20 protein-coding genes are annotated in these 22476 nt (G+C 64.9%); 8 read left to right on the plus strand and 12 right to left on the minus strand.

Features of this window, described 5'->3' with window-relative positions; all coding sequences use genetic code 11:
- Positions 1-182: 182 nt before the first annotated feature.
- The 4 genes from ACFQ24_RS01135 to ACFQ24_RS01150 all read right to left on the minus strand — a co-directional run bounded on the left by ACFQ24_RS01135 (position 183) and on the right by ACFQ24_RS01150 (position 3983).
- Positions 183-1679, minus strand: a complete 1497-nt coding sequence (locus ACFQ24_RS01135) for a SulP family inorganic anion transporter (protein WP_380908507.1) — start codon at positions 1677-1679, stop codon at positions 183-185.
- 3 nt (positions 1680-1682) lie between these two features.
- Positions 1683-2381 (minus strand): carbonic anhydrase, encoded by a 699-nt coding sequence (locus tag ACFQ24_RS01140; protein WP_380908509.1) that lies wholly within the window; start codon positions 2379-2381, stop codon positions 1683-1685.
- Positions 2382-2536: 155 nt separating this feature from the next.
- Entirely contained in the window at positions 2537-3247 is a 711-nt protein-coding gene (locus tag ACFQ24_RS01145; protein ID WP_380908511.1) for a response regulator transcription factor, read from the minus strand.
- Positions 3248-3452: 205 nt separating this feature from the next.
- The gene (locus ACFQ24_RS01150; protein ID WP_380908514.1) at positions 3453-3983 is read right to left on the minus strand and encodes a hypothetical protein; all 531 of its coding nucleotides are present in this window, start codon (positions 3981-3983) and stop codon (positions 3453-3455) included.
- Positions 3984-4177: 194 nt separating this feature from the next.
- Between ACFQ24_RS01150 and ACFQ24_RS01155 the strand changes: the two genes are divergently transcribed.
- A complete protein-coding gene (locus tag ACFQ24_RS01155) occupies positions 4178-5146 on the plus strand; it encodes a magnesium and cobalt transport protein CorA (RefSeq protein WP_380908516.1) in 969 nt (322 codons plus the stop codon).
- A 4-nt stretch (positions 5147-5150) separates the two neighbouring features.
- Here ACFQ24_RS01155 and ACFQ24_RS01160 read toward each other — a convergent pair whose 3' ends face one another.
- The 7 genes from ACFQ24_RS01160 to ACFQ24_RS01190 form a co-directional block, all read right to left on the minus strand.
- Positions 5151-5834, minus strand: a complete 684-nt coding sequence (locus ACFQ24_RS01160; protein ID WP_380908518.1) for a Fe2+-dependent dioxygenase — start codon at positions 5832-5834, stop codon at positions 5151-5153.
- Between the two features lie 69 nt (positions 5835-5903).
- The gene (locus tag ACFQ24_RS01165; RefSeq protein WP_380908520.1) at positions 5904-8276 is read right to left on the minus strand and encodes a TonB-dependent receptor; all 2373 of its coding nucleotides are present in this window, start codon (positions 8274-8276) and stop codon (positions 5904-5906) included.
- A gap of 62 nt (positions 8277-8338) precedes the next feature.
- Positions 8339-8623 carry a ribbon-helix-helix domain-containing protein gene (locus ACFQ24_RS01170; protein ID WP_380908522.1) on the minus strand — a complete coding sequence of 95 codons (285 nt, stop codon included), beginning with the start codon at positions 8621-8623 and terminating at the stop codon, positions 8339-8341.
- Positions 8623-9345 (minus strand): acetoacetyl-CoA reductase, encoded by a 723-nt coding sequence (gene phbB / locus ACFQ24_RS01175; protein WP_380908524.1) that lies wholly within the window; start codon positions 9343-9345, stop codon positions 8623-8625. The genes ACFQ24_RS01170 and phbB overlap by 1 nt, the downstream gene beginning before the upstream one ends.
- A gap of 26 nt (positions 9346-9371) precedes the next feature.
- Positions 9372-10373, minus strand: a complete 1002-nt coding sequence (gene hemH, locus ACFQ24_RS01180; protein WP_380908526.1) for a ferrochelatase — start codon at positions 10371-10373, stop codon at positions 9372-9374.
- Positions 10370-12637, minus strand: a complete 2268-nt coding sequence (locus tag ACFQ24_RS01185; protein ID WP_380908528.1) for a molybdopterin cofactor-binding domain-containing protein — start codon at positions 12635-12637, stop codon at positions 10370-10372. The genes hemH and ACFQ24_RS01185 overlap by 4 nt, the downstream gene beginning before the upstream one ends.
- 39 nt (positions 12638-12676) lie before the next feature.
- A complete protein-coding gene (locus ACFQ24_RS01190; protein WP_380908530.1) occupies positions 12677-13111 on the minus strand; it encodes a CoA-binding protein in 435 nt (144 codons plus the stop codon).
- 86 nt (positions 13112-13197) lie between these two features.
- Here ACFQ24_RS01190 and ACFQ24_RS01195 point away from each other — a divergent pair, with 86 nt between their 5' ends.
- Complete coding sequence (locus ACFQ24_RS01195; protein ID WP_380908532.1) at positions 13198-13656, plus strand: GNAT family N-acetyltransferase; 459 nt, start codon at positions 13198-13200, stop codon at positions 13654-13656.
- Here ACFQ24_RS01195 and ACFQ24_RS01200 read toward each other — a convergent pair whose 3' ends face one another.
- Entirely contained in the window at positions 13657-14622 is a 966-nt protein-coding gene (locus ACFQ24_RS01200; RefSeq protein WP_380908534.1) for an Mrp/NBP35 family ATP-binding protein, read from the minus strand. It lies immediately after the preceding gene.
- A 74-nt stretch (positions 14623-14696) separates the two neighbouring features.
- On the opposite strand from ACFQ24_RS01200, the gene hflK reads away from it, so the two are divergent.
- From hflK to cysK, 6 genes are all read left to right on the plus strand, one after another.
- Entirely contained in the window at positions 14697-15812 is a 1116-nt protein-coding gene (gene hflK / locus ACFQ24_RS01205) for an FtsH protease activity modulator HflK (protein WP_380908536.1), read from the plus strand.
- Complete coding sequence (hflC, locus tag ACFQ24_RS01210; protein ID WP_380908538.1) at positions 15812-16657, plus strand: protease modulator HflC; 846 nt, start codon at positions 15812-15814, stop codon at positions 16655-16657. Before hflK ends, hflC begins: the two co-directional genes overlap by 1 nt.
- Positions 16658-16786: 129 nt before the next feature.
- Positions 16787-18298 carry a Do family serine endopeptidase gene (locus tag ACFQ24_RS01215; protein WP_380908540.1) on the plus strand — a complete coding sequence of 504 codons (1512 nt, stop codon included), beginning with the start codon at positions 16787-16789 and terminating at the stop codon, positions 18296-18298.
- A 127-nt stretch (positions 18299-18425) separates the two neighbouring features.
- The gene (locus ACFQ24_RS01220) at positions 18426-20057 is read left to right on the plus strand and encodes a helicase HerA-like domain-containing protein (RefSeq protein ID WP_380908542.1); all 1632 of its coding nucleotides are present in this window, start codon (positions 18426-18428) and stop codon (positions 20055-20057) included.
- Positions 20058-20255: 198 nt separating this feature from the next.
- The gene (locus tag ACFQ24_RS01225; RefSeq protein ID WP_380908544.1) at positions 20256-21560 is read left to right on the plus strand and encodes an MFS transporter; all 1305 of its coding nucleotides are present in this window, start codon (positions 20256-20258) and stop codon (positions 21558-21560) included.
- Positions 21557-22474, plus strand: a complete 918-nt coding sequence (gene cysK, locus ACFQ24_RS01230) for a cysteine synthase A (RefSeq protein ID WP_380908546.1) — start codon at positions 21557-21559, stop codon at positions 22472-22474. Before ACFQ24_RS01225 ends, cysK begins: the two co-directional genes overlap by 4 nt.
- Positions 22475-22476: the final 2 nt, after the last annotated feature.

Here is a 22476-nt window from a genome sequence, read left to right on the forward strand (position 1 = left end):
GTGCCTGCGGATGTGCAGTGATTAAGCGGAAAGCCGTTTTTGGGGAACCCGTTTTTTCCTGCGACTGCGAAATGACCGCAGACGCTGTTGCGCGACTGCAACAATGATCACGCGCCCGTAAAACAGGGAGGCCGCCGCGCCGGATGCAGCGCGGCGGCCATATATCATGCTAAGTCAGACCGTTAAGCGACGATGTGACGCAGCCGCCCGGTAGCGCCGAACAGTTCCACCGGCGCACCCGCGCCGCGGCGGCGATCGACCCATTCCCGCAGCATTTCGGCGCAAGTATGGTCGATATGGCCAAGCCGTTCGACGTTCAGGATCACCAGGCCGGCGGCGGGGAGCGATTCCAGCTTGGCCGACAGCTTGGGCAGGCTGAGGAAGGTCGCGGTGCCGCGCAGCGCGACTTCATGCGCCTCGCCCCGGCTTTCCTCCTCAACGTTGAGACGCAGGCGGCGTGCATGCGGCAGCAGTTCGAGGACCGACAGGCCGATGCCCACCAGAACGCCGGTCAGCAGGTCTGTCGCCACCACGCAGATCAGCGTCGCTGCCCACACGATGGCCGGGAGCGGGCCATAGAGATGGAAGAGATGCTTCACATGCGCGACGCTGACCAGGCGGACGCCGGTGATGACGAGGATGCCGGCCAGGGCGGCCATCGGGATTTCCCGCAGCAGCCAGGGCAACAGGGCCACGAAGCCGAGAATCCAGATGCCGTGCAGGATCGTCGACATGCGTGTCTTCGCACCCGCCTGAACGTTGGCGGACGAACGCACGATAACCCCGGTCATCGGCAACGCGCCCGCGAAACCGCACAGCAGGTTGCCGATGCCCTGCGCGCTCAGTTCCTTGTTATAGTTGGTGCGCACGCCATTATGCATGCGGTCGACAGCCGCAGCCGACAGCAATGTTTCGGCGCTGGCGATGAAGGCGATGGCGATCGCCGTGGTGATGACCGTCGGGTTCAGCAGCTGGGCCAGCAGCCCCTGCTCGGGCAGCGTGACCGCGCCGATGATCGATTCAGGCACGACGACGCGAGCAACTGGGAGGCCGAGCGTGAAGGCGACGAGCGTCGCCGCGACTACGCCGACGAGCGCGCCGGGCACCAGCTTCATCGATGCGGGACGGAACTTCTCCCACCCCAGCATGCTGAAGATGGTGACAAGGCCGACCGCGAATGCGGTGGCGGCATCGCCATTCGACAGGCCCAATATCTGCCCCGGCATCGCGATCAGGTTATGCAGGCCGCTCGACAGCGGCTTGTCGTCGAAGAGGACATGGAACTGGCCGACGACGATCAGCACGCCGATCCCGGCCAGCATGCCGTGGACGACCGCGGGCGAGATGGCGCGGAACCAGCCGCCAACACGCAACAGGCCGGCGACGAACTGGATCGCGCCGGCAAGGATCAGGATAGGACCGAGCGCGGACATGCCCTGTTCGCGCACGATTTCAAAGACGATGACAGCCAGACCGGCCGCCGGGCCGCTGACCTGAAGCGGCGATCCCGCCAGCAGGCCGACGACGATGCCGCCGATGATGCCGGTGATGAGCCCCTTTTCCGGCGGCACGCCGGAGGCCACGGCGATACCCATGCAGAGGGGCATAGCCACCAGGAACACGACGATCGACGCCGTGAAGTCGCGGCCCAGAGCGCCGCCGGAAAGGGATTTCAACATGACTTACTCCGCCGCGACGGCAAGGGTGGTTTCACCCGCGAGACGGCGGGCCTGCGGAAGCGCCACAGGAAGGGGTTCGCCCTCACGCAGCGGCACGAAGCGATTGGTTTCGCCGTCGAGGCCCAGCACCTGTCCGGCATGGATGTCGACATACCAGCCATGCAGCGCGATCTCGCCGCGGGCGATGCCCGACGCGACCGATGGATGGGTCCGCAGGTGGGCTAGCTGGACCACGACGTTTTCGAGCGCGGTGTTGCGGAGCTTTTCCGCGTCGCTGAGGTCGCCCGGATAATTTTCTGCCACGACCTTCTGCGCAGCATGGCTGTGACGCAGCCAGGCTGCGACGTTCGGCATGGCGCTGAGGTCAGCGTTGGTGGACAGCGCCTTCATCGCGCCGCAATCGCTGTGGCCGCAAACGATGATGTCGCGCACGCCCAGCACCATCACCGCATATTCGACGGTGGCGGTGACGCCGCCCAGCTGGCTGGCATGCGGCGGCACGATGTTGCCCGCATTGCGGCAAACGAACAGGTCGCCAGGTTCCGCCTGCATGATGTGTTCAGGAACTATGCGCGAGTCGGCGCAGGAGATCATCAGCGCCTTGGGGCTCTGCCCTTCATTGGCGAGCTTGCTGTAGAGGCTGCTTTTCGTAGGATATGTGTTCTTTTCGAAGCTGAAGACGCGGCCGATAAGCTCGTTCATGGGACTATCCTCTTTATAATTGCGGAGCCGACAAGGGGATCGGCGGAGTTTGAAGAATAGGGACATGATTTTGCCGCAGCGCAGCGCGTTTGTAAGAAATCATGTCTGGACGCGAACAACTACGGATCGCGCTGGCGCGGGGTGGAAAATATGGTCTAGCGTCGTTCGACAGGGGCGCTGAACATATAGCCTGCGCTCCGAACGGTGACGATCGGCGCAGGATTGCCGCCGCGGGAAAGTTTGCGACGCAGCCGACTGACCAGCACATCGACGCTGCGATCCGACGATCCACCATCGCGAACGCCCGCCAGTTCCATCAATCGAGCCCTCGCGACGATCGTTTGTGGATGATCGACGAAAACGGCGAGCAAGGAGAACTCCGCCGCCGTGAACGATACCAGCGCACCGTCAGGTGCGATGACTTCCCGTCGACCGAAATCGACGGTCCAGCCGTCGAACAGCGCGTGGCCGAACCCGTGCGACACCAGCATCCGTTCGTTCCGCCCGCGACGCATGACCGCGCGAAGACGGGCCGCCAGTTCGCGTGCGGAATAGGGTTTCACCATATAGTCGTCGGCACCCAGTTCCAGCCCCACGACCCGGTCGACCTCGCTGATGTTTGCCCCTACCAGGATGATCGGCACGTCGCTCCGTTCGCGCACGTCGCGGCACAGGTCGAGGCCGTCCACGCCGCGCAGCGCGGCGTCCAGCACCACTGCGTCGATCGACGTTTCGTCAAGCGCATGGAATATGTCATGCGCCGACGCCGCAGCCATGGCTCGGAAGCCGCTCTGCTCCAGGAAATCGCGAACGTCGTGCCGTACCTCGCACTGGGTTTCGGCAAGAAGGATGAGGGCCGGGTTCATCGGCATGGTTCTGATGTCGGGGATGCGATGACGAGGGGCGGCATACCCTGAGCGGAGGCGCGCGCGGCGCAGGACGCTGCTACGGATGACATGGGCGCATCTCCTCTTGGTCGCAGGCGCGGCGGCGGCCGGCGGACCATGCCTGCTGTATGGGAGATGAATGTCTGCGCTATGGGCCGGCTGTAACAAAAGATTGCTGATAGCCTTATTGCGCCGCCTCCAGCAATGGAGCCGGTGCCTCACGGCCCGCGCGAGAAACATGGGCGATCACGGCGGCGAGCCAGATGGCGTCGCCCGCCGCGCGGTGCCGCACCACGCCCAACGCGTCTGCCCGCGCCACCGCAGCGGTGATGTGTTCCTCGCTCGCGGCCAATTCGTCGAAGAAAGCCGCGATATGGTCGATCTTCGGCGCGCTTCGCACACCTGCTGCCTGCGCCAGGATGGTCATCCAATATTGGTCGATCAGGCTGTCGGCGATCAGCCTGCGTCCCCACACCGCATTCTCCAGTTCCTCGAAGACCCGGTCTGCCGGCAGCCCTTCCCGCTCGACCCGGTCGCGGCTCAGGCCGTGCAGTGCCTCCGCTTCCGCCGTCCAGTCCCATCCGGCCCAGTCGTCATGCGGCCGGATCACCCAGCTACGCGCGCCCCCCTCTCCCGCTATGCCCACCTCGATCGGAAAGGATCGGCCATGGCGCGGCAGGCAGGACGCTTCGAAATCGATGGCGATGACGGACAAGATACGGCTCCCACAACGCTGGCTACCCGTCCGGATATCCACCGCGCTTGCATGCGCCCCTCTCCGCCTCAACTATGTCAGGGTGAAGTCATCCGCTACCCCCTTCAGCAAAAATCATATGAGCCGGATCAACGTCGCGACGAAACGTCATCCGTCTGCTAGGGCGCTGGACATGATGAGGAAACAATAGCCGCATGACGGTCATCGCTGCCTATCTCTACCGCGACGGCAGGCGCGTCCGCCCCGTCGCCATCGATGAGCGGATCGCCTGCGCGCGGGACAAGTCGGAATTCGTCTGGATCGGAGTCGCCGATCCGTCCGTGGATGAAATGCAGACGCTGGCGCGGACCTATGACCTGCACCCGCTGGCGGTCGAGGATGCGATCAACGCCAATCAGTTGCCCAAGGTCGATATCTATGGCGACCAGTTGTTCGTGGTCGCCCGCACCGCCCATGTCGAGGATGGCGCGATCTGCTACGGCGAAACGGCCATCTTCCTGGGCAAGGACCATATCATCACGGTCCGCCATGGGTCTGCGCGCGCACACATCATGTTGCGGACCGAGCTGGAGGCCGTGCCGGCGCGGCTGGCGCAGGGCGCCGATTATGTGGCGCATGCGGTGCTCGATTTCATCGTCGACGGCTATCTGCCGATCATCGAGGGAATAGAGGAGGAAGTGCTGACCATGGAGCAGACCATGCTCGACCATTTCCTGGGCCGGGAGGAAATCACGCGCATCTTCAACCTGCGCCGCCAGCTGATCCGCTTCACCCGCATCCTCATCCCCATGCATGAGGTCGCGACCAAGTTCGTGAAGCTGGATCTGCCGTGCATCGACGCGGAGGCGCGGCCCTATTTCAGCGATGTGCGCGACCATGTCCGACGAGTGCAGACGATGGTGGATGACCTGCGCGAAATCCTGAACAGCGTGTTCGAATCGTCCAACCTGCTGGAGCAGCAGCGCACTGGCGACATCACGCGCCAGTTGGCCGCATGGGCCGCGATCCTGGCGGTGCCCACCGCCATCGCCGGCATTTACGGCATGAATTTCGAGCATATGCCCGAATTGCGGACGCGCTACGGCTATCCGGTCGTGATCGGCGTCATCCTCTTCGTCTGTGCCCTGCTATACAACCGTTTCAAGAAGCTGAAATGGCTTTGAGGCCCTAGGCGTCGGCCCAGCGGCGCAGCAGATTATGATAGACGCCGGTCAGGCGAATGACCTCCGCATGGTCCTGGCCCAGTTCGCCGGCCACGCCCTGTACGCTGCGGTCGAGATCGAACAGCATCTGCCGCGCGGCGTCGTCGCGGACCATCGACTGGAGCCAGAAAAAGCTGGCGACGCGTCGTCCGCCCGTCACCGGTTCCACCCGATGAAGCGAGGATGAGGGGTAGAGCACCGCATGGCCGGCTGGCAGCTTGACCTGCTGGACGCCGAAATGCGTCTCGATCGTCAGTTCGCCACCGTCATAGGCGGCCGGATCTTCGAGGAAGACGGTCATCGACAGGTCAGACCGGACGCGAAAACCCGTCCCGGCCTGCAGCCGCACTGCATTGTCGACATGGACGCCGAAAGCCTGTCCGCTGGCATAGCTGTTGAACAGCGGCGGGAATATCTTGAGCGGAAGCGCGGCGGCGATGAACAGCGACGAACGGCCCAGCGCATCCATCACCACCTGCCCGGCGCGGCGCGCGGCCTCGCTGTCCTCGGGCAATTGCAGGTTGCGCTTCGCGAGCGCCGACTGGTGGCCCGACGTGACGTTGCCGTCCACCCAGACCGCGCCGTCGATGATGGCGCGAATGTCGGCGACGCCCTGCGCGTCGATCAGATCGGGAATGGCGATCAGCATGGCGGGTATCTAGTGTAAAGCGGGAGGACGGACAACCGGACCCGTCGCCCGCCCTCCCCCGATCAGCTGTCAGAAGCTGTAGAAGAGGCTGAACCGCGCCGCCCGCGCCTCGCCTGGGGTGGCCCATCCGCCCGACACCACGCCGTTGGTGGAGATATTGTTGCGGATGCCGGTATAATATGTCTTGTCGAACAGGTTCTGCACGTTGAGCTGCGCGGTCAGGCCGTTGTTGAAGTTCCACGATAGGAAGGCGCGGTGCACCCAATAATCGTCCGAGCGATATTGCGTCCGGTTGCGGAGGTTCGACTGGTTGAGCGCGAAGCTGCCCTGATAGGTGACGCCGTAACCCAGTTCGAGGCCGAACGGCAGGCGATAGCTGGTGTAGAGGCTGCCCGAATGTTTCGGCGTCTGGATAAGTTCGTCGCCCTTTGATGGGTCCGGCAGCGCGACGCTATTGTTGCAGACTTCCCGCGGGTTGACGAGGCAGCTGTTCGAAACCCCCTGTACGATCTTGCTGTCGAGATAGGTGTAGTTGGCGAAGATCAGCCATTGCGGCGTGATGTTGCCGGTCAGGCCCAGCGCGACGCCGTCCACGCGCGAATGACCGTCCAGCACTTGAAAGCTGGCGTTGGTGGCAGGGTCGTTGCTCGGGACGCGGTAGTTGGTCCGCTCGTTGCGGAACAGCGCCGCGGTCGCCAACAGCTTGCCGCCCACGAGATTGGCCTTCGCGCCGATTTCGTAGCTGCGGGCAGTTTCGGGTGCCACGCCGCAGAAGTCGACGGCTGTCGCGCCGGTTCCGCTGGTGCAGCCTGCCCGCACCGTGGCGGAGGACGGCGTCTTGCTGTTGGCATAGGCGATGTAGAGGCTGGTGTCGGGCGTCGGCTTGAACACCGCGCCAATACGGTAGGAAAAGAGATTGTCGTCGCTCCGCTGGCGCGCACCCGGCCTGGTAGCGCCACCGTCCGAGGGCAGCGCGATCGTGTCGGCGCGGAAGATGTTGCGGACATTTTCGTACCGGACGCCGCCGTTCAGTTCGAACTTGCCGAGTTCCAGCGTGTCGAAGGCATAGACTGCGACGTTGCGGCTGTCGCCGTAGCTGCGGCCCGACAGCATATAGTTGACCGGGCCGGTCCAGACGGTGTTCGGGTTGGACAGGCTGATGTCAGGCTGCACCGGCGTTCCACCAGCGGCGTCACGCATCAGGTTGGCGCTTTCGAGGCTGTAATCCTCCTGCGTGGCCGATGCGCCGATGACCAGCGTGTTGCGCAGGCCCGACGTGTCGCCGCTGACGATCCGCAAGTCGGTCTGGGTGTAGAGCAGATCGTTGATCTGGTCGCGCACCAATCCGCGCGGGCCGGACGGACGATAGGTGCCCGCCGCCATGCCCGTCGAGCAAGCGATAGCGGTCGTCAGGTTGGTCCCGGTGATTGGCTGAAGCCCGTTGGCGAGGCAGAAGGTGCCCTGCGGCGCGCTCGTCACGCTGTTCTGATGCACGCGCTGCCAGCGGCCCAACGTCCGCAGCGACACATTGTCGCTGAACTGGTGCGCGAAGATCGCGGTGAAGCGATCGATGTTGATGTTCTGCCGGTCGAGATTTTCGACGCCGAAATAGTCGCTGGAGTCCACACCCGGCAGGGGTCCGGCGTTGATGGCGTTCTTCACATAGGGAACGCCATAGACGGGGGTGTTGCGATCCTCCTGATGGAAATAGGCGAGCGTCAGGCTGGTCGGTCCTTCCATGCCCAGTTTGATCGACGGCGCGACGCCCCAGCGCTTCAGTTTCTCGACATCGCGGCCCGGCGTGTCGTTGCGATGGTACATGGCGTTGAGGCGCACGCCGATGAAGTCGGACGCGCGATAATTGCTGTCGATCGTGGCGCGATAATAATCGTCGGTGCCGACGCCGGCTTCAGCGATGGTCAGGGTGTCGCCCTGGGGCGCCTTCGTCACGAGGTTGATCGTGCCGCCGACCGAACCCGACCCGTTATAGACCGAGTTCGCGCCGTTATAGACCTCCACCTGCTGCATGTTGAAGGGGTCGGTGCGGCTATATTGCGCGCTGTCGCGCACGCCATCCAGCGTGATGTCGTTATTGGCCGAATAGCCACGCAGGTTGATGCTGTCCCCATAACCGCCGCCGCCTTCGCCCGCGCCGAAGGTGATGCCCGGCACGGTGGACAGGACATCGCGCAGCGTCAGCAGATTCTGCTTCTTGATCGTCTGGTCGGAAATGATCGTGACCGTCTGGGGCGTGTCGACGATCAGGGCCGTGTTCTTGGGATTGACCAGCTTGTCGGCATAGACATCGCCCGTAACCACGATGGAATCCTGCGGCGCGGCGGCCGGCGCGGCATCGGCTTCGGCGGCAAATGCGGGCGCGCTGGCGAGCATGCCGACGCAGCCGAGCGCCAGATAGGGAAGAGTTTTGCTGTTGATGGACATCGTGGCCCCCCGGTTGTGATCGTTGGGCCTCCCGCTATTGCGAATCGTTCTTATAGTCAATGCTATTGCGAATAATTCTTATCACTGTGATCGATGCGCTGCTCGAACAGCCAGCAACGGATGGCGCTGGCGAGATTGGGCGGGTCGGCGGCGCCCATGCGCAGCACGTCAATGCGCGCTATCAGCGCGTTCAGGGGAAGTTGCTGCGCGGACGCCGCCTGTCGCAGCGCGTCCCAGAATATGGGTTCCAGACTGATCGCGGTCTGATGACCGGCTATGGTGACGCTCCGCTTCACAGGCGGAGAAAAGGGCGACCCTTCTGGGTCTATCGGGTCGCCCGTCGTCATCAATACATATGCTGGCCGCCGTTGATCGACAGCGTACTGCCGGTCACGAAGCCCCCGTCCTCGCTGCAGAAGAAGGCGACGCCGCGCGCAATCTCGTGCGCCTGGCCCAGACGTCCCACCGGGATTTTGGCGACGATCTTCTCCAGCACGGGAGCCGGCACGGCGGCCACCATGTCGGTGTCGATATAACCGGGCGCGATGGCGTTGACGGTCACACCCGATTTCGCACCTTCCTGCGCCAGCGCCTTGGTAAAGCCATGGATGCCGGACTTGGCGGCGGCGTAGTTGACCTGCCCATATTGGCCCGCCTGTCCGTTGATCGAACCGATATTGACGATGCGGCCCCATCCACGCTCGCGCATGCCGCCGAAGGTCGCCTTGGCCATGTTGAAGCAGCCGCCAAGGTTGATGCGCATGACTTCGTTCCAGTCGTCGAAGCTCATCTTCGCGAGGACGCCGTCGCGCGTGATGCCGGCATTGTTGACGACGATGTCGATGGGGCCGAGATCCTGCGCGACCTGCGCGCATCCATCGAGGCAGGCCTGATGATCGCCCACGTCCCACTTATAGGCGGCAATACCGGTTTGGTCGGTAAAGGCCTTTGCCTTTTCCTCATTGCCGGCATAGTTGGCCGCGACCGTGTAGCCAAGATCCCTGAGCGCCAGGCTGATCGCCTCGCCGATGCCGCGCGTTCCGCCGGTCACGATCGCCACCTTCGACATATATGCATCCTCCTCCTGAAGCTGGGTCAGTCGATCCAACCCGAAAGCTCACGGCTCAGCAGCCTTTGATACAGGGTGATAGCTTCGGTCGAGGCGTTTAGACAGGGCAAATAGGCAAATTTTTCGCCGCCTTCGCGCAAAAATGCGTCCCGCGCACGCAGCGCGATTTCCTCCAGCGTTTCGAGACAGTCCGCAGCAAAACCCGGAGTCACGACTGCAATGTTGCGGACACCATCCCTTACCAGTCCGGCAAGCGTCGCCTCGGTTTCCGGCTCGAGCCATTTGGCGCGGCCGAAGCGCGACTGGAAACTCATATGCACTGGCAGAGACAGGGCTTCGCGCAGCAGTCGGACGGTCTTTACGGACTGGCAATGATAGGGATCGCCCAGATGCAATGTCCGTTCCGGCATGCCGTGGAAACTGGCGAGCAGCGCGTCGGGCGCGAAGTCCAGCGCGGCCAGGCGGCGCTCGACCGATGATTTCAATGCCGCGATGTAGGCGGGATCGTCATGATAGGGTGGCAGGGTGCGGATTGCCGGCTGCCAACGCATCGCGGCAAGAGCGGCGAAAGCGGCGTCGTTGGCGGTCGCCGTCGTGGCGGCGCTATATTGGGGGTAGAGCGGCGCGAGGAGGATGCGATCGCATCCTGCGGCCTTCATCGCCGAGAGCCGGCCGGCGATGTCGGGATTGCCATAACGCATCGCCCAGTCGACCACGACGCCATCTCCCATAGCCGCCTGCATGGCCTGTGCGGTGGCGCGGGTATGGACGGCGAGCGGCGACCCTCCCTCCGTCCAGACCTGACTGTAGGCATGGGCGGATTTTTTCGGGCGCGTCGTCAGGATCGCGCCGTGCAGGATCGGCTGCCAGACAAGCCGGGGTATCTCCACCACGCGCCGATCGGAGAGGAATTCGCGCAGGTAACGGCGCACCGACGTGGGATCGGGCGCATCCGGCGTGCCGAGGTTGACGAGCAGCACGCCGACCTTGGGCGCGGCAATGATGGGATGATCGGGGGGAAGGGTCATGCAGAAGCCAATAGAGGAAGACGCCGCAACCGCTGACCTGTCCAGGTGTACAGGGCATTGGCGATGGCAGGCGCGACGAGCGGCGCCGCAAGATCAGTGATTCTGGCTGGCGGCGCGGTGCTGCGGATCAATTCGACCGACACTTCCCCGATATCGGCAAGGCGCGGCAGGTTCATGCGACCGAGCATCGACCGAGTGGGAAGCCCGCCCTTGTAGGGCGCGGAAGCGCCGAGCGCATGGGCAAGGCCGTAGATCAGGCCGGCCTCCACCTGCTGCCGCGCGATGTCCGGATTGACCTGATCGCCTGCGTCCACCGCCGCGACGATGCGCGAGACGCTGACCGCATTGCCGCCCATCTCCGCTTCGACCATGATGGCGGCATAGGCTCCGCCTGCCATGCGCGCCGCGATGCCCTGCCCGCTGCCACTGACGCCGCCCTGCCAGCCGCCCATAGCCGCGGCGGTGGACAGGCAGTGGGCAAGGCGGGAATTGCCGCCCAGCATCTGGATGCGGAAGGACATGGCCTCGATCCCGGCAAGATGCGCCAGTTCGTCGACGAAGCTCTCGGTAAAGAAAGTGCCGTACAGTGCCGCATTGCCGGGCGCGAAGCCGAGGGCCAGGCCCACATCCGCCGGGTAATGATCCACCGCCCAGGCAGGCGCAGCATAGGGCAGCGCCATGCCGGCGATGGCGAGACGGGTGGGTTTATCCGCCATTTCGGCTGCGGCCTCGTGCGGCATGGCGCCGCGCCCTACCCGCGCCCAGGTCTGGCTCATGGCGCAGGGCGCGGCGACCTTCGCCAGCCAGCCCTCGATTGCGCCGCTGCGCCCCAGCTTCGCGGCGAGGCGCGCCTTAGCTGGCGAAGCCGGACGATCCTGCACCACATCCTCCAGCCGCGACCATAAGAGTTGCACCGGGCGGCGCATATCGCGGGCAATGAGAGCAGCCTGCGCCCCCACCTCCCAGTCCATGCGTCGCCCGAAGGAGCCACCGGCGTGCAACGGATAGAGCGTCACCGCCGCTTCCGGGAGGTCGAGCGCGCGCGCAATGGCGTCGCGGGCGAGCGCGGGCGCCTGCGTCGCCAGCCATATCTCCGCCTCCTGGTCCATTACGCGGGCGGTCGCGGCCATCGGTTCCAGCGTCAGGTGCAGACCGGCGTCGACTTGATATTCGCTGGCGAGGATGGTCGCGCCTTCGAACACCGGCAACAGGTCACCCTGCGCGTAGATGCGCCGCCCGGCGGACCCGGCGAAGGCCGCCTCCAGGGCGTCGTCGATCGTTTCGCTGCTGACCGGCTTGCCGCGCAGGGTGAAGACCGGATCGGCAAGATCGAGCGCCTTGTTCGCCGCCCACCAGTTGCTCGCAACGGCCGCGACCCAATGTTCCTGCTTCACCAGCTTCAGGAAACCGGTCACGCCGGCGGGCGAACGCTCGTCCAAACCGGCAAGCACCGCATCGCCGATCGGCCCCTGCCGGATCGACGCATAGACCATGTCGGGCAGGCGGACGTCAGCCGCGAAATTATGGCTGCCGTCAATCTTCGACGGGGCGTCGAGCCGGGGCAGATCCTGGCCTGAAAGGCGGCCGTCCTGCCCCTGTCGATAGGGAAGGATGTCGGGCACATCGAAGCGGGCGGCATCCTCCACCACGTTGCCGATCTTCATGCGCTTCGCCGCGCCATCGGAGATCACGCCGTCCTGGATATCGCAGCTTTCCCATGGAATGTCCCAGCGCGCCGCCGCCGCCTTGCACAGCAGCACCCGCGCGGCAGCGCCGGCATCGCGATAGGCGTCGTGGAACATGGGAATGGACGTGCCCGCGCCCGTCAGCATCAGGGAAGACCGGCTGGCATATTGGCCGATCGCCCAATCGCCTGCCTCGCCAAGCAGGCGGGTCCAGTCGCTCGCCAGCCATTCGCGCGCGAGGAGGGTGTTGGCGTAAAGCGGGCTGATCGGCGCGCTCTGGACCGCGACCGTGCGCCAGTCCGCGCCGAGTTCATCCGCCAATATCTGCGGCAGGACAGTAGTGACCCCCTGCCCGCTTTCCATCTGTGGCACGATGACGATGATCTGGCCGGATCGGTCGATCTTCAGGAAGGCGTTGAGGATGGTTTCGCCCGGGCCGGCATTGAGGTTGGGCCGGTAGCTGCGCGGCCACACGCCCCAGGCAAGCAGAAGGCCCGCCGCCGCGCCACCGCCTACCAGCAGCGTCCGGCGATCGATGCCCTTGCCTTTATCGGATCGCTTTCGCGGTGCGCGCGCCATGCCCAGCCTGATAGAGGCGCATGGCCCGGCTGCCTAGCGTCAATCGGCGCGGACGGGCGCCACGCCCAGGCGCGGTATCTCGATCGCGGGACAACGGTCCATGACGACCTTGAGGCCGGCGGCTTCCGCACGCGCTGCGGCGGCATCGTTGACGACGCCGATCTGCATCCAGACCGACTTCGCGCCGATGGCAATGGCGTCATCCACCGCCTCCCCGGCCGCTTCGCTGCGGCGGAAGATGTCAACCATGTCGATCGCCACGCCGATATCGGACAGCCGTGCCCAGACGAATTCGCCGTGGACATGCTCGCCAGCGATCTGCGGGTTCACGGGCAGCACGCGAAAGCCATGATCCTGAAGGAAGGCCATGACCGAATAGCTCGCGCGGTCTGGCCGGTCGGATATGCCGACAAGCGCGATGGTGCGGGTTTCGTTCAGCAGATCGGCAATGTCCTGCGAGGTGGTCAGCGGCATGGCATGTCTCCTTTTCCATGACATGGGGAGGACGCCAACCTCCGCAAGACGTTCCCTTGTCGGAGAGATCGCGATAGCGTGGCCGCATGTTCACCATTCGCCCGGCCGATCTGTCCGACCCGCAAACCACAGCGCTGCTCGCGCTTCACCTTATGGGTATGCAGGCGAACAGTCCGGCTGAGTCGGTCTTCGCACTGGATCTCAGCGGGATGCGCGCGCGCGACCTTGACGTCTGGACCGCATGGGAGGGCAAGAAGATCGCCGGCGTGGCGGCGTTGCGGACGCTCTCGCCCGACCAGGGTGAGATCAAGTCGATGCGGACCCATCCAGACCATCTGCGGCGCGGGGTCGCGGCGGTGCTGCTAGCGCATATCGTGGCGGAGGCGCGGGCGCGGGGGATGCGGCGGCTGAGCCTTGAAACGGGGAGCGGACCGGCGTTTGAACCGGCGCTCGCCCTCTACCGGCGGCATGGCTTCGGCGATGGCCCTGCCTTTGGAGATTATCAGAAGAGTGCGTTCAACCAGTTCCTGCATCTCGAGCTTTGATCAGGTGGCAGTCTTCAACCAGTCCGCCACTTTCCGCGCGATACCGACGAATACGTCGGCATGCGCGCCTTCGCCGGCCGCCGGCGGATCGCCGGCGTCGGACCGGCGGCGGATGTCAATGGCGAGCGGGATGCGGCCGAGGAAGGGCATGGACAGATGCACCGCCTCCTGCTCCGCGCCGCCCTGGCCGAAGGGATCGGACATCTCGCCGCAGTGAGGGCAGGCATAGCCCGCCATATTTTCGACCAGGCCGACCATCGGCACGCCTGCCTGCGCGAACAGGCTAACGGCGCGGGTCGCGTCGATCAGCGCCAGATCCTGCGGCGTGGACACGATCACCGCGCCGGCAGGCTTGTGCTTCTGGATCATCGACAGCTGTATGTCCCCGGTGCCAGGCGGCATATCGACGACCAGCAGTTCAGCGTCGCCCCAATGGGCATCGATCAACTGGCCGAGCGCATTGCCCGCCATCGGGCCGCGCCAGGCCAGCGCCTTCCCCGGCTCCACCAGATGCGCCATCGACAGCATCGGGATGCCATGGGGGCCGGTTACGGGCACCAGTTTCTTGTCCTGCGCGACAGGCTTCTGGTCCTCACTCGCCATCAACTTGGCTTGGGACGGGCCGTATATGTCGGCGTCCACCAGCCCGACCTTGAGACCGAGCCGGTGCAGCGCGACGGCAAGGTTGGCCGAAAGCGTCGACTTGCCGACCCCCCCCTTGCCCGATGCGACGGCGAGGATGCGTGAGGGGCGGCGCTCCGCCGTCTCTATGATGCGGACCTCGACCACATCGGACACAGTAAGACCGCCTTCCCGGATCGCGCGGGCAAGGCCTTCGCGTTGCTGCGGCGACAATCCCGCGACATCGAGCGTCAGCGTCATCACGCTGTCCTTGATGCGCGGGGTGCTGGCGCGGCCACCGGTCAGGGCGGTCAGGCGGGCGGCAAAATCGGCAAGATCGGTCATGGCCACGGCCTCTAGGAAATTATCGCGGCCATTTGCACTGTTTTTCGGACCGGAGCCTTCCTATAGAAGGGTTCATGACAAGATTATTCGGGTGGATGCCCGCAATCGCAGCGATGGTCCAAGGCCCCTGGGGCGGCAAGAATGACGGACCCGACGGGGATGATGGCAAGGGCGGCCCCGCCGGCCCCCGCAATCCGTGGACCCAGCCGGGCAAGGCGACGGGCGGCGGCCAGAAAGGCCCTTCCGCGATCGAGGAACTGCTGCGCCGCGGCCGGGAAAGTTTCGGCAATGGCGGTGGCGGTTTCGGCGGCCTGCCCCCTCGCGCGTCGGGCAAGGCGCTGTGGCCCATCGGCATCGCCCTCCTGGTGGTGTTGTGGCTGGTCCTCACCAGCTTCCACCGGGTCGGCCCGCAGGAACGGGGCGTCGTCACCCTGCTCGGCAAATATAGCCGGACGCTGACGCCGGGCATCAGCCTAACGCTGCCCGCTCCGTTTGAGGCGGTAACGACGGTCGATGTGGAGGAAATTCGCACGATCGATATCGGATCGGTGAGCGCGGAAAGCGAGAATCTGGTGCTGACGGGCGACCAGAACATCATCGATCTGGCCTATTCGGTGCGCTGGAACATCCGCAATCCCGAGCTTTACCTGTTCCAGCTTTCCGATCCCGACGCCACCGTGCGCGAGGTCGCGGAAAGCGCCATGCGCTCCGTGCTTGCGAGCGTCAGCCTGGACGATGCACTGGGCGCGGGTCGCACCACGATCGAGCAGCAGGTCGAACAGCGGATGCAGGAGATATTGGACGGCTACAAGTCGGGCATCCGCATCCAGGGCGTCGCGATCAAGCAGGCCGATCCGCCGGCCGCCGTGAACGACGCGTTCAAGGCCGTGTCCGCCGCGCAGCAGACCGCGCAGACCTACCTCAACGAAGCGCGCGCCGCCGCACAGCAGGTCACGGCCAAGGCGCAGGGCGAGGCCGCCGCCTTCGACAAGGTCTATGAGCAGTACAAGCTGTCGCCGGAGGTTACACGCCGCCGCATGTATTATGAAACCATGGAAGGCGTCCTGTCGAACGTCGACAAGACCATCGTCGAAGGGAAGAATGTGACGCCCTACCTGCCGCTGCCCGAACTCAAGAAGCGAGCGCAAGCGACCCCGGCCGACAGCGCCGCCAGCACGGGAGGGCAGTGATGCCAACCATGCGACATCCGGTCGCCCTTGCTCTGATCGCGCTGTTCGCGCTGATCATCCTGGGCAGCACCATCGCCATCGTGCCGGAAACCAAGCAGGGCGTGATCGTCCGCTTTGGCGATCCCAAGGCGATCATCAATCGCTATCGACCCAATGAAAGCTTTGGCCAGACGGGCGCGGGCGTCATCCTCCGCCTGCCGTTCGTCGACCAGATCGTCTGGATCGACAAGCGCGTACTCTCCGTGGAGATGGAGCGGCAGCAGGTGCTGTCCACCGACCAGCTGCGCTTGCAGGTCGATGCCTTCGCCCGGTATCGCATCGTCGATCCGCTGCGCATGTATATCGCAGCGGGCAGCGAGGAGCGCGTGTCCGACGCGTTGCGCCCGATCCTGGGATCGGCGCTGCGCAACGAACTGGGCAAGCGGCCCTTCGCCGCGCTGCTAAGCCCGGAGCGGGGCCAGGTGATGCAGAATATCGAGACCGGCCTCAACCGCGTCGCCCGCCAATATGGCGCGGAGATCGTGGACGTGCGGATCAAGCGCGCAGACCTGCCGGACGGCACGCCGCTGGAAAGCGCCTTCACCCGCATGCGCACCGCGCGCGAGCAGGAAGCGCTCACCATCCGCGCACAGGGCGCGAAGCAGGCGCAGATCATCCGGGCGGAGGCGGATGCCAATGCCGCGCGCATCTACGCCGAAAGCTATGGCAAGGATCCCCAATTCTACGACTTCTACCGGGCCATGCAGAGCTATCGCTATACCTTCTCGCCCGATCGCAGCGGCCAGACGAACATCATCCTGTCGCCCGACAATGAGTTCCTGCGCCAATTCCAGGGTGGACGTTGATCGCGGTGAAGATCATTACGGAACCCGCGCCATTCAAAGAGGGTTAAGGCAAGGCGGCGCATGTGAAGGACTTGTCCGAAGAGTCCCGCCTTCCCAATTCCTACGAAGATCTGAAGAGGACCGTCACGAGTGCGTTACGCTTATGCCATTACCGGCGCCCTGCTGCTCGGCGGCACCGCCATCGCCGTTACCACCAGCTCCAATGTCGGCGCGCAGGTCGCGCAGAATGAAGGGCTTCAGGCCGCTGCCCCGGCGGGCGCGCCCGCCAGTCTGGCCGACATGGTCGAAAAACTGCAGCCCGCCGTGGTCAACATTTCGACCAAGCAGCGGGTGAAGGTGCAGAATCCCTTTGCCGGCACGCCCTTCGGCGATCTGTTCGGCCAAGGCCAGGGCGGCCAGCCGCAGACCCGGCAGGCCCAGTCGCTGGGTTCGGGCTTCATCATCTCTGCCGACGGCTATATCGTCACCAACAACCATGTCGTGTCGGCCGGAGCGGAAGGCGCCAGCGTCGAGCAGATCACGGTGACGCTGACCAACAAGGAAGAATATACCGCCAAGCTGGTGGGCCGTGATCCGGCCACCGACCTTGCGGTCCTGAAGATCACTGCGAGCAAGCCCCTGCCCTTCGTCAAGTTCGGCGACAGCACCAAGGCGCGCGTGGGCGACTGGGTCGTCGCCATCGGCAATCCGTTCGCCCTGTCCGGCACAGTCACGGCGGGCATTATTTCCGCCCTGCATCGCAATACCGGCGGTACGTCTGGCTATGACAAGTTCATCCAGACCGACGCATCGATAAACCAGGGCAACAGCGGCGGCCCGATGTTCGACATGCGCGGCAATGTGATCGGCATCAACAGCCAGATCCTCTCGCCCACCGGCGGCAATGTGGGCATCGGCTTTGCGATCCCGTCCGAACAGGCGGCGCCCATCGTCCAGCAGTTGATGAAGGGCCAGTCGATCAAGCGCGGCTATCTGGGCGTGCAGATCAGCCCGCTCGGAGAAGACCTCGCCGACTCGCTCGGCCTCGCCAAGAATCGCGGCGAGTTCGTCCAGAGCGTGGAGCCGGGCAAGGGCGCGGACCAAGCTGGCATCAAGGCCGGCGACGTGATCGTCAGCGTCGCGGGGCAGGAAGTCAGCCCTGATCAGAATCTGTCCTCCATTGTCGCCAGCCAATCTATCGGCGCGCGCGTACCGATCGTGCTGATCCGCAACGGCCAACGCCAGACGGTGACGGCTGTCGTGGGCGAGCGCCCGTCCGAGGACGAGCTGAACAGTTTCGCGCAGAGCCAGGACGATGATGATTTCAGCCAGCAGGACCAGAATCCGGGTCAGGCGGCGCAGCAGTCGCTGGGCATTTCCGCGATCCCGCTGACGCCGTCCATCACGCGCCAACTTGGCATTGCCGCCGACACGCGCGGCATCGTGATCACCGGGGTGGACGGCTCCACCGACGCGGGTGCGAAGGGCCTGCGCCGTGGCGACGTGATCCTGAGCGCCAACAACCGCCCGGTGCTGAGCCAGGCGGAACTGGATGCGCAGGTCAAGGCTGTGTCCGCGCAGGGCCGCAACGCCATCCTGCTCCAGGTGCTGCGTCGCGGCCAGCCGGCGATCTTCCTACCGGTGCGTCTGCGCGACAAATAGACGGCGCTTGCCGAAGCATCCCGGTTCGTTAGGATTGGGGCAGCCTGTCAGACCCGTTCGGGCCGGTCCCTTCGCATTGTCGAGGGACCGGGGCGAGCGGGTCTTCTTTTTTCTGGAGGGAGCGGGAATGAGCGAGGGTATCTTCATCGGTCTTGGCGCGCCGGAGAAGGATGGCGGCATTCCGCAATATCTGAACCTGCGACGCGCCAACCGGCACGGCCTGATCGCGGGCGCAACCGGCACCGGCAAGACAGTGACGTTGCAGGGGATCGCGGAGAGTTTCTCAGCGCTAGGCGTGCCGGTGTTCCTGGCCGATGTGAAAGGCGATCTGGCGGGCATTTCCATGGCCGGCTCGCCCACCGCCAAGAATGCCGACAAGCTGGTCGCGCGGGCAGCGGAAGTCGGCGTGACCGACTATAGCTATGCCGACAATCCAACGATCTTCTGGGATCTTTACGGGCAGCAGGGCCATCCCGTCCGCACCACCGTCAGCGAAATGGGGCCGCTGCTGCTGTCCCGCCTCATGGGCCTCAACGAAACGCAGGAAGGCGTGCTGTCGATCGCCTTCAAATATGCCGACGAGGAAGGGCTGCTGCTGCTCGACCTGGGCGATCTCCAGGCGATGCTCGCTTACTGCGCGGAGAATGCGGACATGCTCTCGGCCCGCTACGGCAATGTGACCAAACCGAGCGTCGGCGCGATCCAGCGGCAGCTGCTGCAGCTGGAAAGCCAGGGCGGCGACCATTTCTTCGGCGAACCGGCGCTCGATATCCACGACATGCTGCAGGTGGACGATAAGGGCCGCGGCTACATCAACATCTTCGCCGCCGACAAGCTGATGCAGAGTCCCAAGCTCTATGCCACCTTCCTCCTTTGGCTGCTGTCGGAGCTGTTCGAGACGCTGCCCGAGGTGGGCGATCCGGACAAGCCCAAGCTGGTCTTCTTCTTCGACGAGGCGCACCTCCTGTTCGAGGATGCGCCAAAGGCGCTGACCGACAAGATCGAGCAGGTGGTGCGGCTGATCCGGTCGAAGGGCGTGGGCGTCTATTTCGTGACGCAGAACCCGATCGACATCCCCGAGGATGTGGCCGGGCAGCTCGGCAACCGGGTGCAGCATGCGCTGCGCGCCTTCACGCCCCGCGACCAGAAGGCGATCAAGGCCGCGGCTGAGACGTTCCGCGTCAATCCCGACCTGAATGTCGAAACGGCCATCACTGAGTTGAAAGTCGGCGAAGCGCTTGTGTCGCTGTTGCAGGAGGATGGATCGCCGGGCGTCGTCCAGCGCACGCTCATCGCCCCGCCCCGCTCCCGCCTGGGTCCGCTCGACGCCAAGGAACGCGCGATCATCCAGTCGATCTCGCCCTGCGCCGACAAATATGACGAAACCGTAGATCGGGAATCCGCCGAGGAGATCCTGGCGGCGCGGGGACAGGCAGCGGCGGCCGCCGCCCAGGCGCAAAAGGCAAAGGCGGAGGCCGACAAGGCTGCGGCGGCGCAGGCCAAGGTGGAAGCCAAGCAGCGCGAGGCGGAACTGAAGGAACAGGCCCGCCGCGACGCAGCTGCGGCGCGGGAAGCCGCCAAGCCGGGAGCGTTCGAGAAAGCCGTGCAATCGGCGACCCGCTCGGCCGCCTCGTCGGTCGGCCGCCAGGTGGCCAATGAACTGGGCCGGGCGGTATTCGGCGGATCGAGCCGCCGCCCCTCCTCCGGTGGGATCGCAGGCAAGCTGGTGCGCGGGATATTGGGCAGCCTGTTCAAATGATAGGATGATGATGCGCGCCGTCGCCCATCCGGCCGCGGCTTTCGTAGCGCGGGCGCGTCGCCCGTAGGGAGGTTTGACTGTCATCCGGCCGTCCTTGGACGACCTGAAAAGCAGCGCTTGCCTGATGCTGAGAAAAGCTCATCGATCGCAGCGGCTTGGCCGTTGCCTGATCGGTCCGCGCACGGCTAAGGCCGGGACATGACCGCGTCCTCGTCATCTCCGCACCCTTTGAGGTTCGGCAACTTCCGCGCCTATCTTGCCGGCCGTCTCGCGGCGGTGCTGGCGCAATATAGCATGATGATCGTGCTGGGCTGGCAGGCCTATAATATCGCGCGCGAAACGATGACGACCGCCGGCGCGTCGGCGCAGTTGGGACTGATCGGCCTCGCGCAGTTCGTGCCGCTCTTCTTCCTGACTCCGGTGACCGGATGGGTCGCGGACCATTATGACCGGCGGTTCATCACCCGGATCACCCTGACCATGCTGACCGCCGCGTCGGGGCTGCTGGCGTTCGCCACCTTCGAAGGATGGGTCAGCTTGCCGTTGGTGTTCGCCGTCGCCGTCGTCGTCGGCATCGCCCGCGCATTCAACGGGCCGGCCTATGGCGCGCTGGCCCCCAACCTGGTGCCCGCGACGGTCCTGCCCAACGCCATCGCCATTTCCAGCGTCTTCTGGCAGACCGGGATGATCGCCGGCCCGGCACTGGGTGGTTATGCTTATGCGGCCGCGCCCTGGGGCGCCTATGCGATGGCGTCCGGCTTGTTCGGCATCGCGCTGGTCGCAATGCTCTTCATCGGCCGTGTGCCGCAGCCGCCACGCGACACGACCCGCCATCCGTTGCGCCAGATGATCGACGGCTTCACTTATGTGAAGGGCAATCGGCTTGTGCTGGCGACGATCACACTGGACCTGTTCGCCGTATTGCTGGCCGGCGCGACGGCGCTACTGCCGGTCTATGCCCGCGACATATTGCATGTCGGATCGAGGGGCCTCGGCCATCTCGCCGCAGCGCCTGGCATCGGCGCGGGGGCGACGGCGCTCTGGTTCTCCTTCCGCCCGATGAAGACGCAGGTCGGCATCAAGATGCTGGGCGCGGTCATCCTGTTCGGCCTTGCGACCATCGCCTTTGGCTGCACCGCATTCCTGCCACGCTCCGTCGCGGTGGAGTTCGGCATTGCGTCGCTGGTGGTGCTTGGCAGCGCCGACATGGTGTCGGTATTCGTGCGCCAGTCGCTGGTGCAATTGCATACGCCCGACGCCATGCGCGGGCGCGTGTCGAGCCTGTCCCAGCTTACCATTTCTGCGTCCAACGAACTGGGCGAAGCGGAGTCGGGCTTCCTCGCAGCGCTCGTCGGACCGGTGGCGGCCGTCATCGGCGGTGGCATCGGTGCGATCCTGATCACGATTTTCTGGGCGCGCCTCTTTCCCGAATTGCGCCTTGCGCATAGTTTCGATCCACCCGACATCGGGCGAGCGCACCCCAGCCAGGAGAAGCCCCTATGAAAGCTGCCTCGATACTCGAAACCATCGGCAACACGCCGCATATCCGTGTGCAGCGCCTGTTCGGCGATGCCGAAGTGTGGATCAAGTCGGAACGGGCCAATCCCGGCGGATCGATCAAGGACCGTATCGCGCTGGCGATGATCGAGGCCGCGGAGGCTTCGGGCGAATTGCAGCCGGGCGGCACCATCATCGAACCGACATCGGGCAATACCGGCGTGGGCTTGGCCATGGTGGCGGCGGTCAAGGGATACAGGCTGGTGCTGGTCATGCCGGAGAGCATGTCGATCGAGCGGCGCCGGCTGATGCTGGCCTATGGCGCGAGCTTCGACCTGACGCCACGCGAAAAAGGCATGAAGGGCGCGATCGAGCGCGCGCTGGAGCTGGTGAGCCAGACGCCGGGCAGCTGGATGCCGCAGCAGTTCGAAAACCCGGCCAATATCGACGTGCATGTCCACTCGACCGCCGTCGAGATTTTGACGGACTTTGGCGATACGCCCATCGACGCGCTGATTACGGGCGTCGGCACCGGCGGGCACATCACCGGCACGGCCGAGGTGCTGAAGAAGGCGTGGCCCGACCTCAAGGTGTTCGCGGTGGAACCGACCCTGTCACCGGTCATCAGCGGAGGACAGCCGGGGCCGCATCCCATCCAGGGTATAGGCGCGGGCTTTGTACCGGCAAACCTGCACACCCAGCTTCTGGACGGCGTAATCCAGGTCGATCCGGTCGATGCGAAGAACTATGCCCGCCGCGCCGCGCGGGAAGAGGGCATGCTGGTCGGGATTTCGTCCGGCGCCACGCTGGCGGCCATCGCTCAGAAGCTGAAAGACCTTCCGGCGGGAAGCCGCGTTCTGGGCTTCAACTATGATACCGGCGAACGCTATCTGTCCGTGCCGGATTTCCTGCCGGAATAAGC

The organism is Sphingobium olei (assembly GCF_042678845.1).
GTDB lineage: Bacteria > Pseudomonadota > Alphaproteobacteria > Sphingomonadales > Sphingomonadaceae > Sphingobium > Sphingobium olei.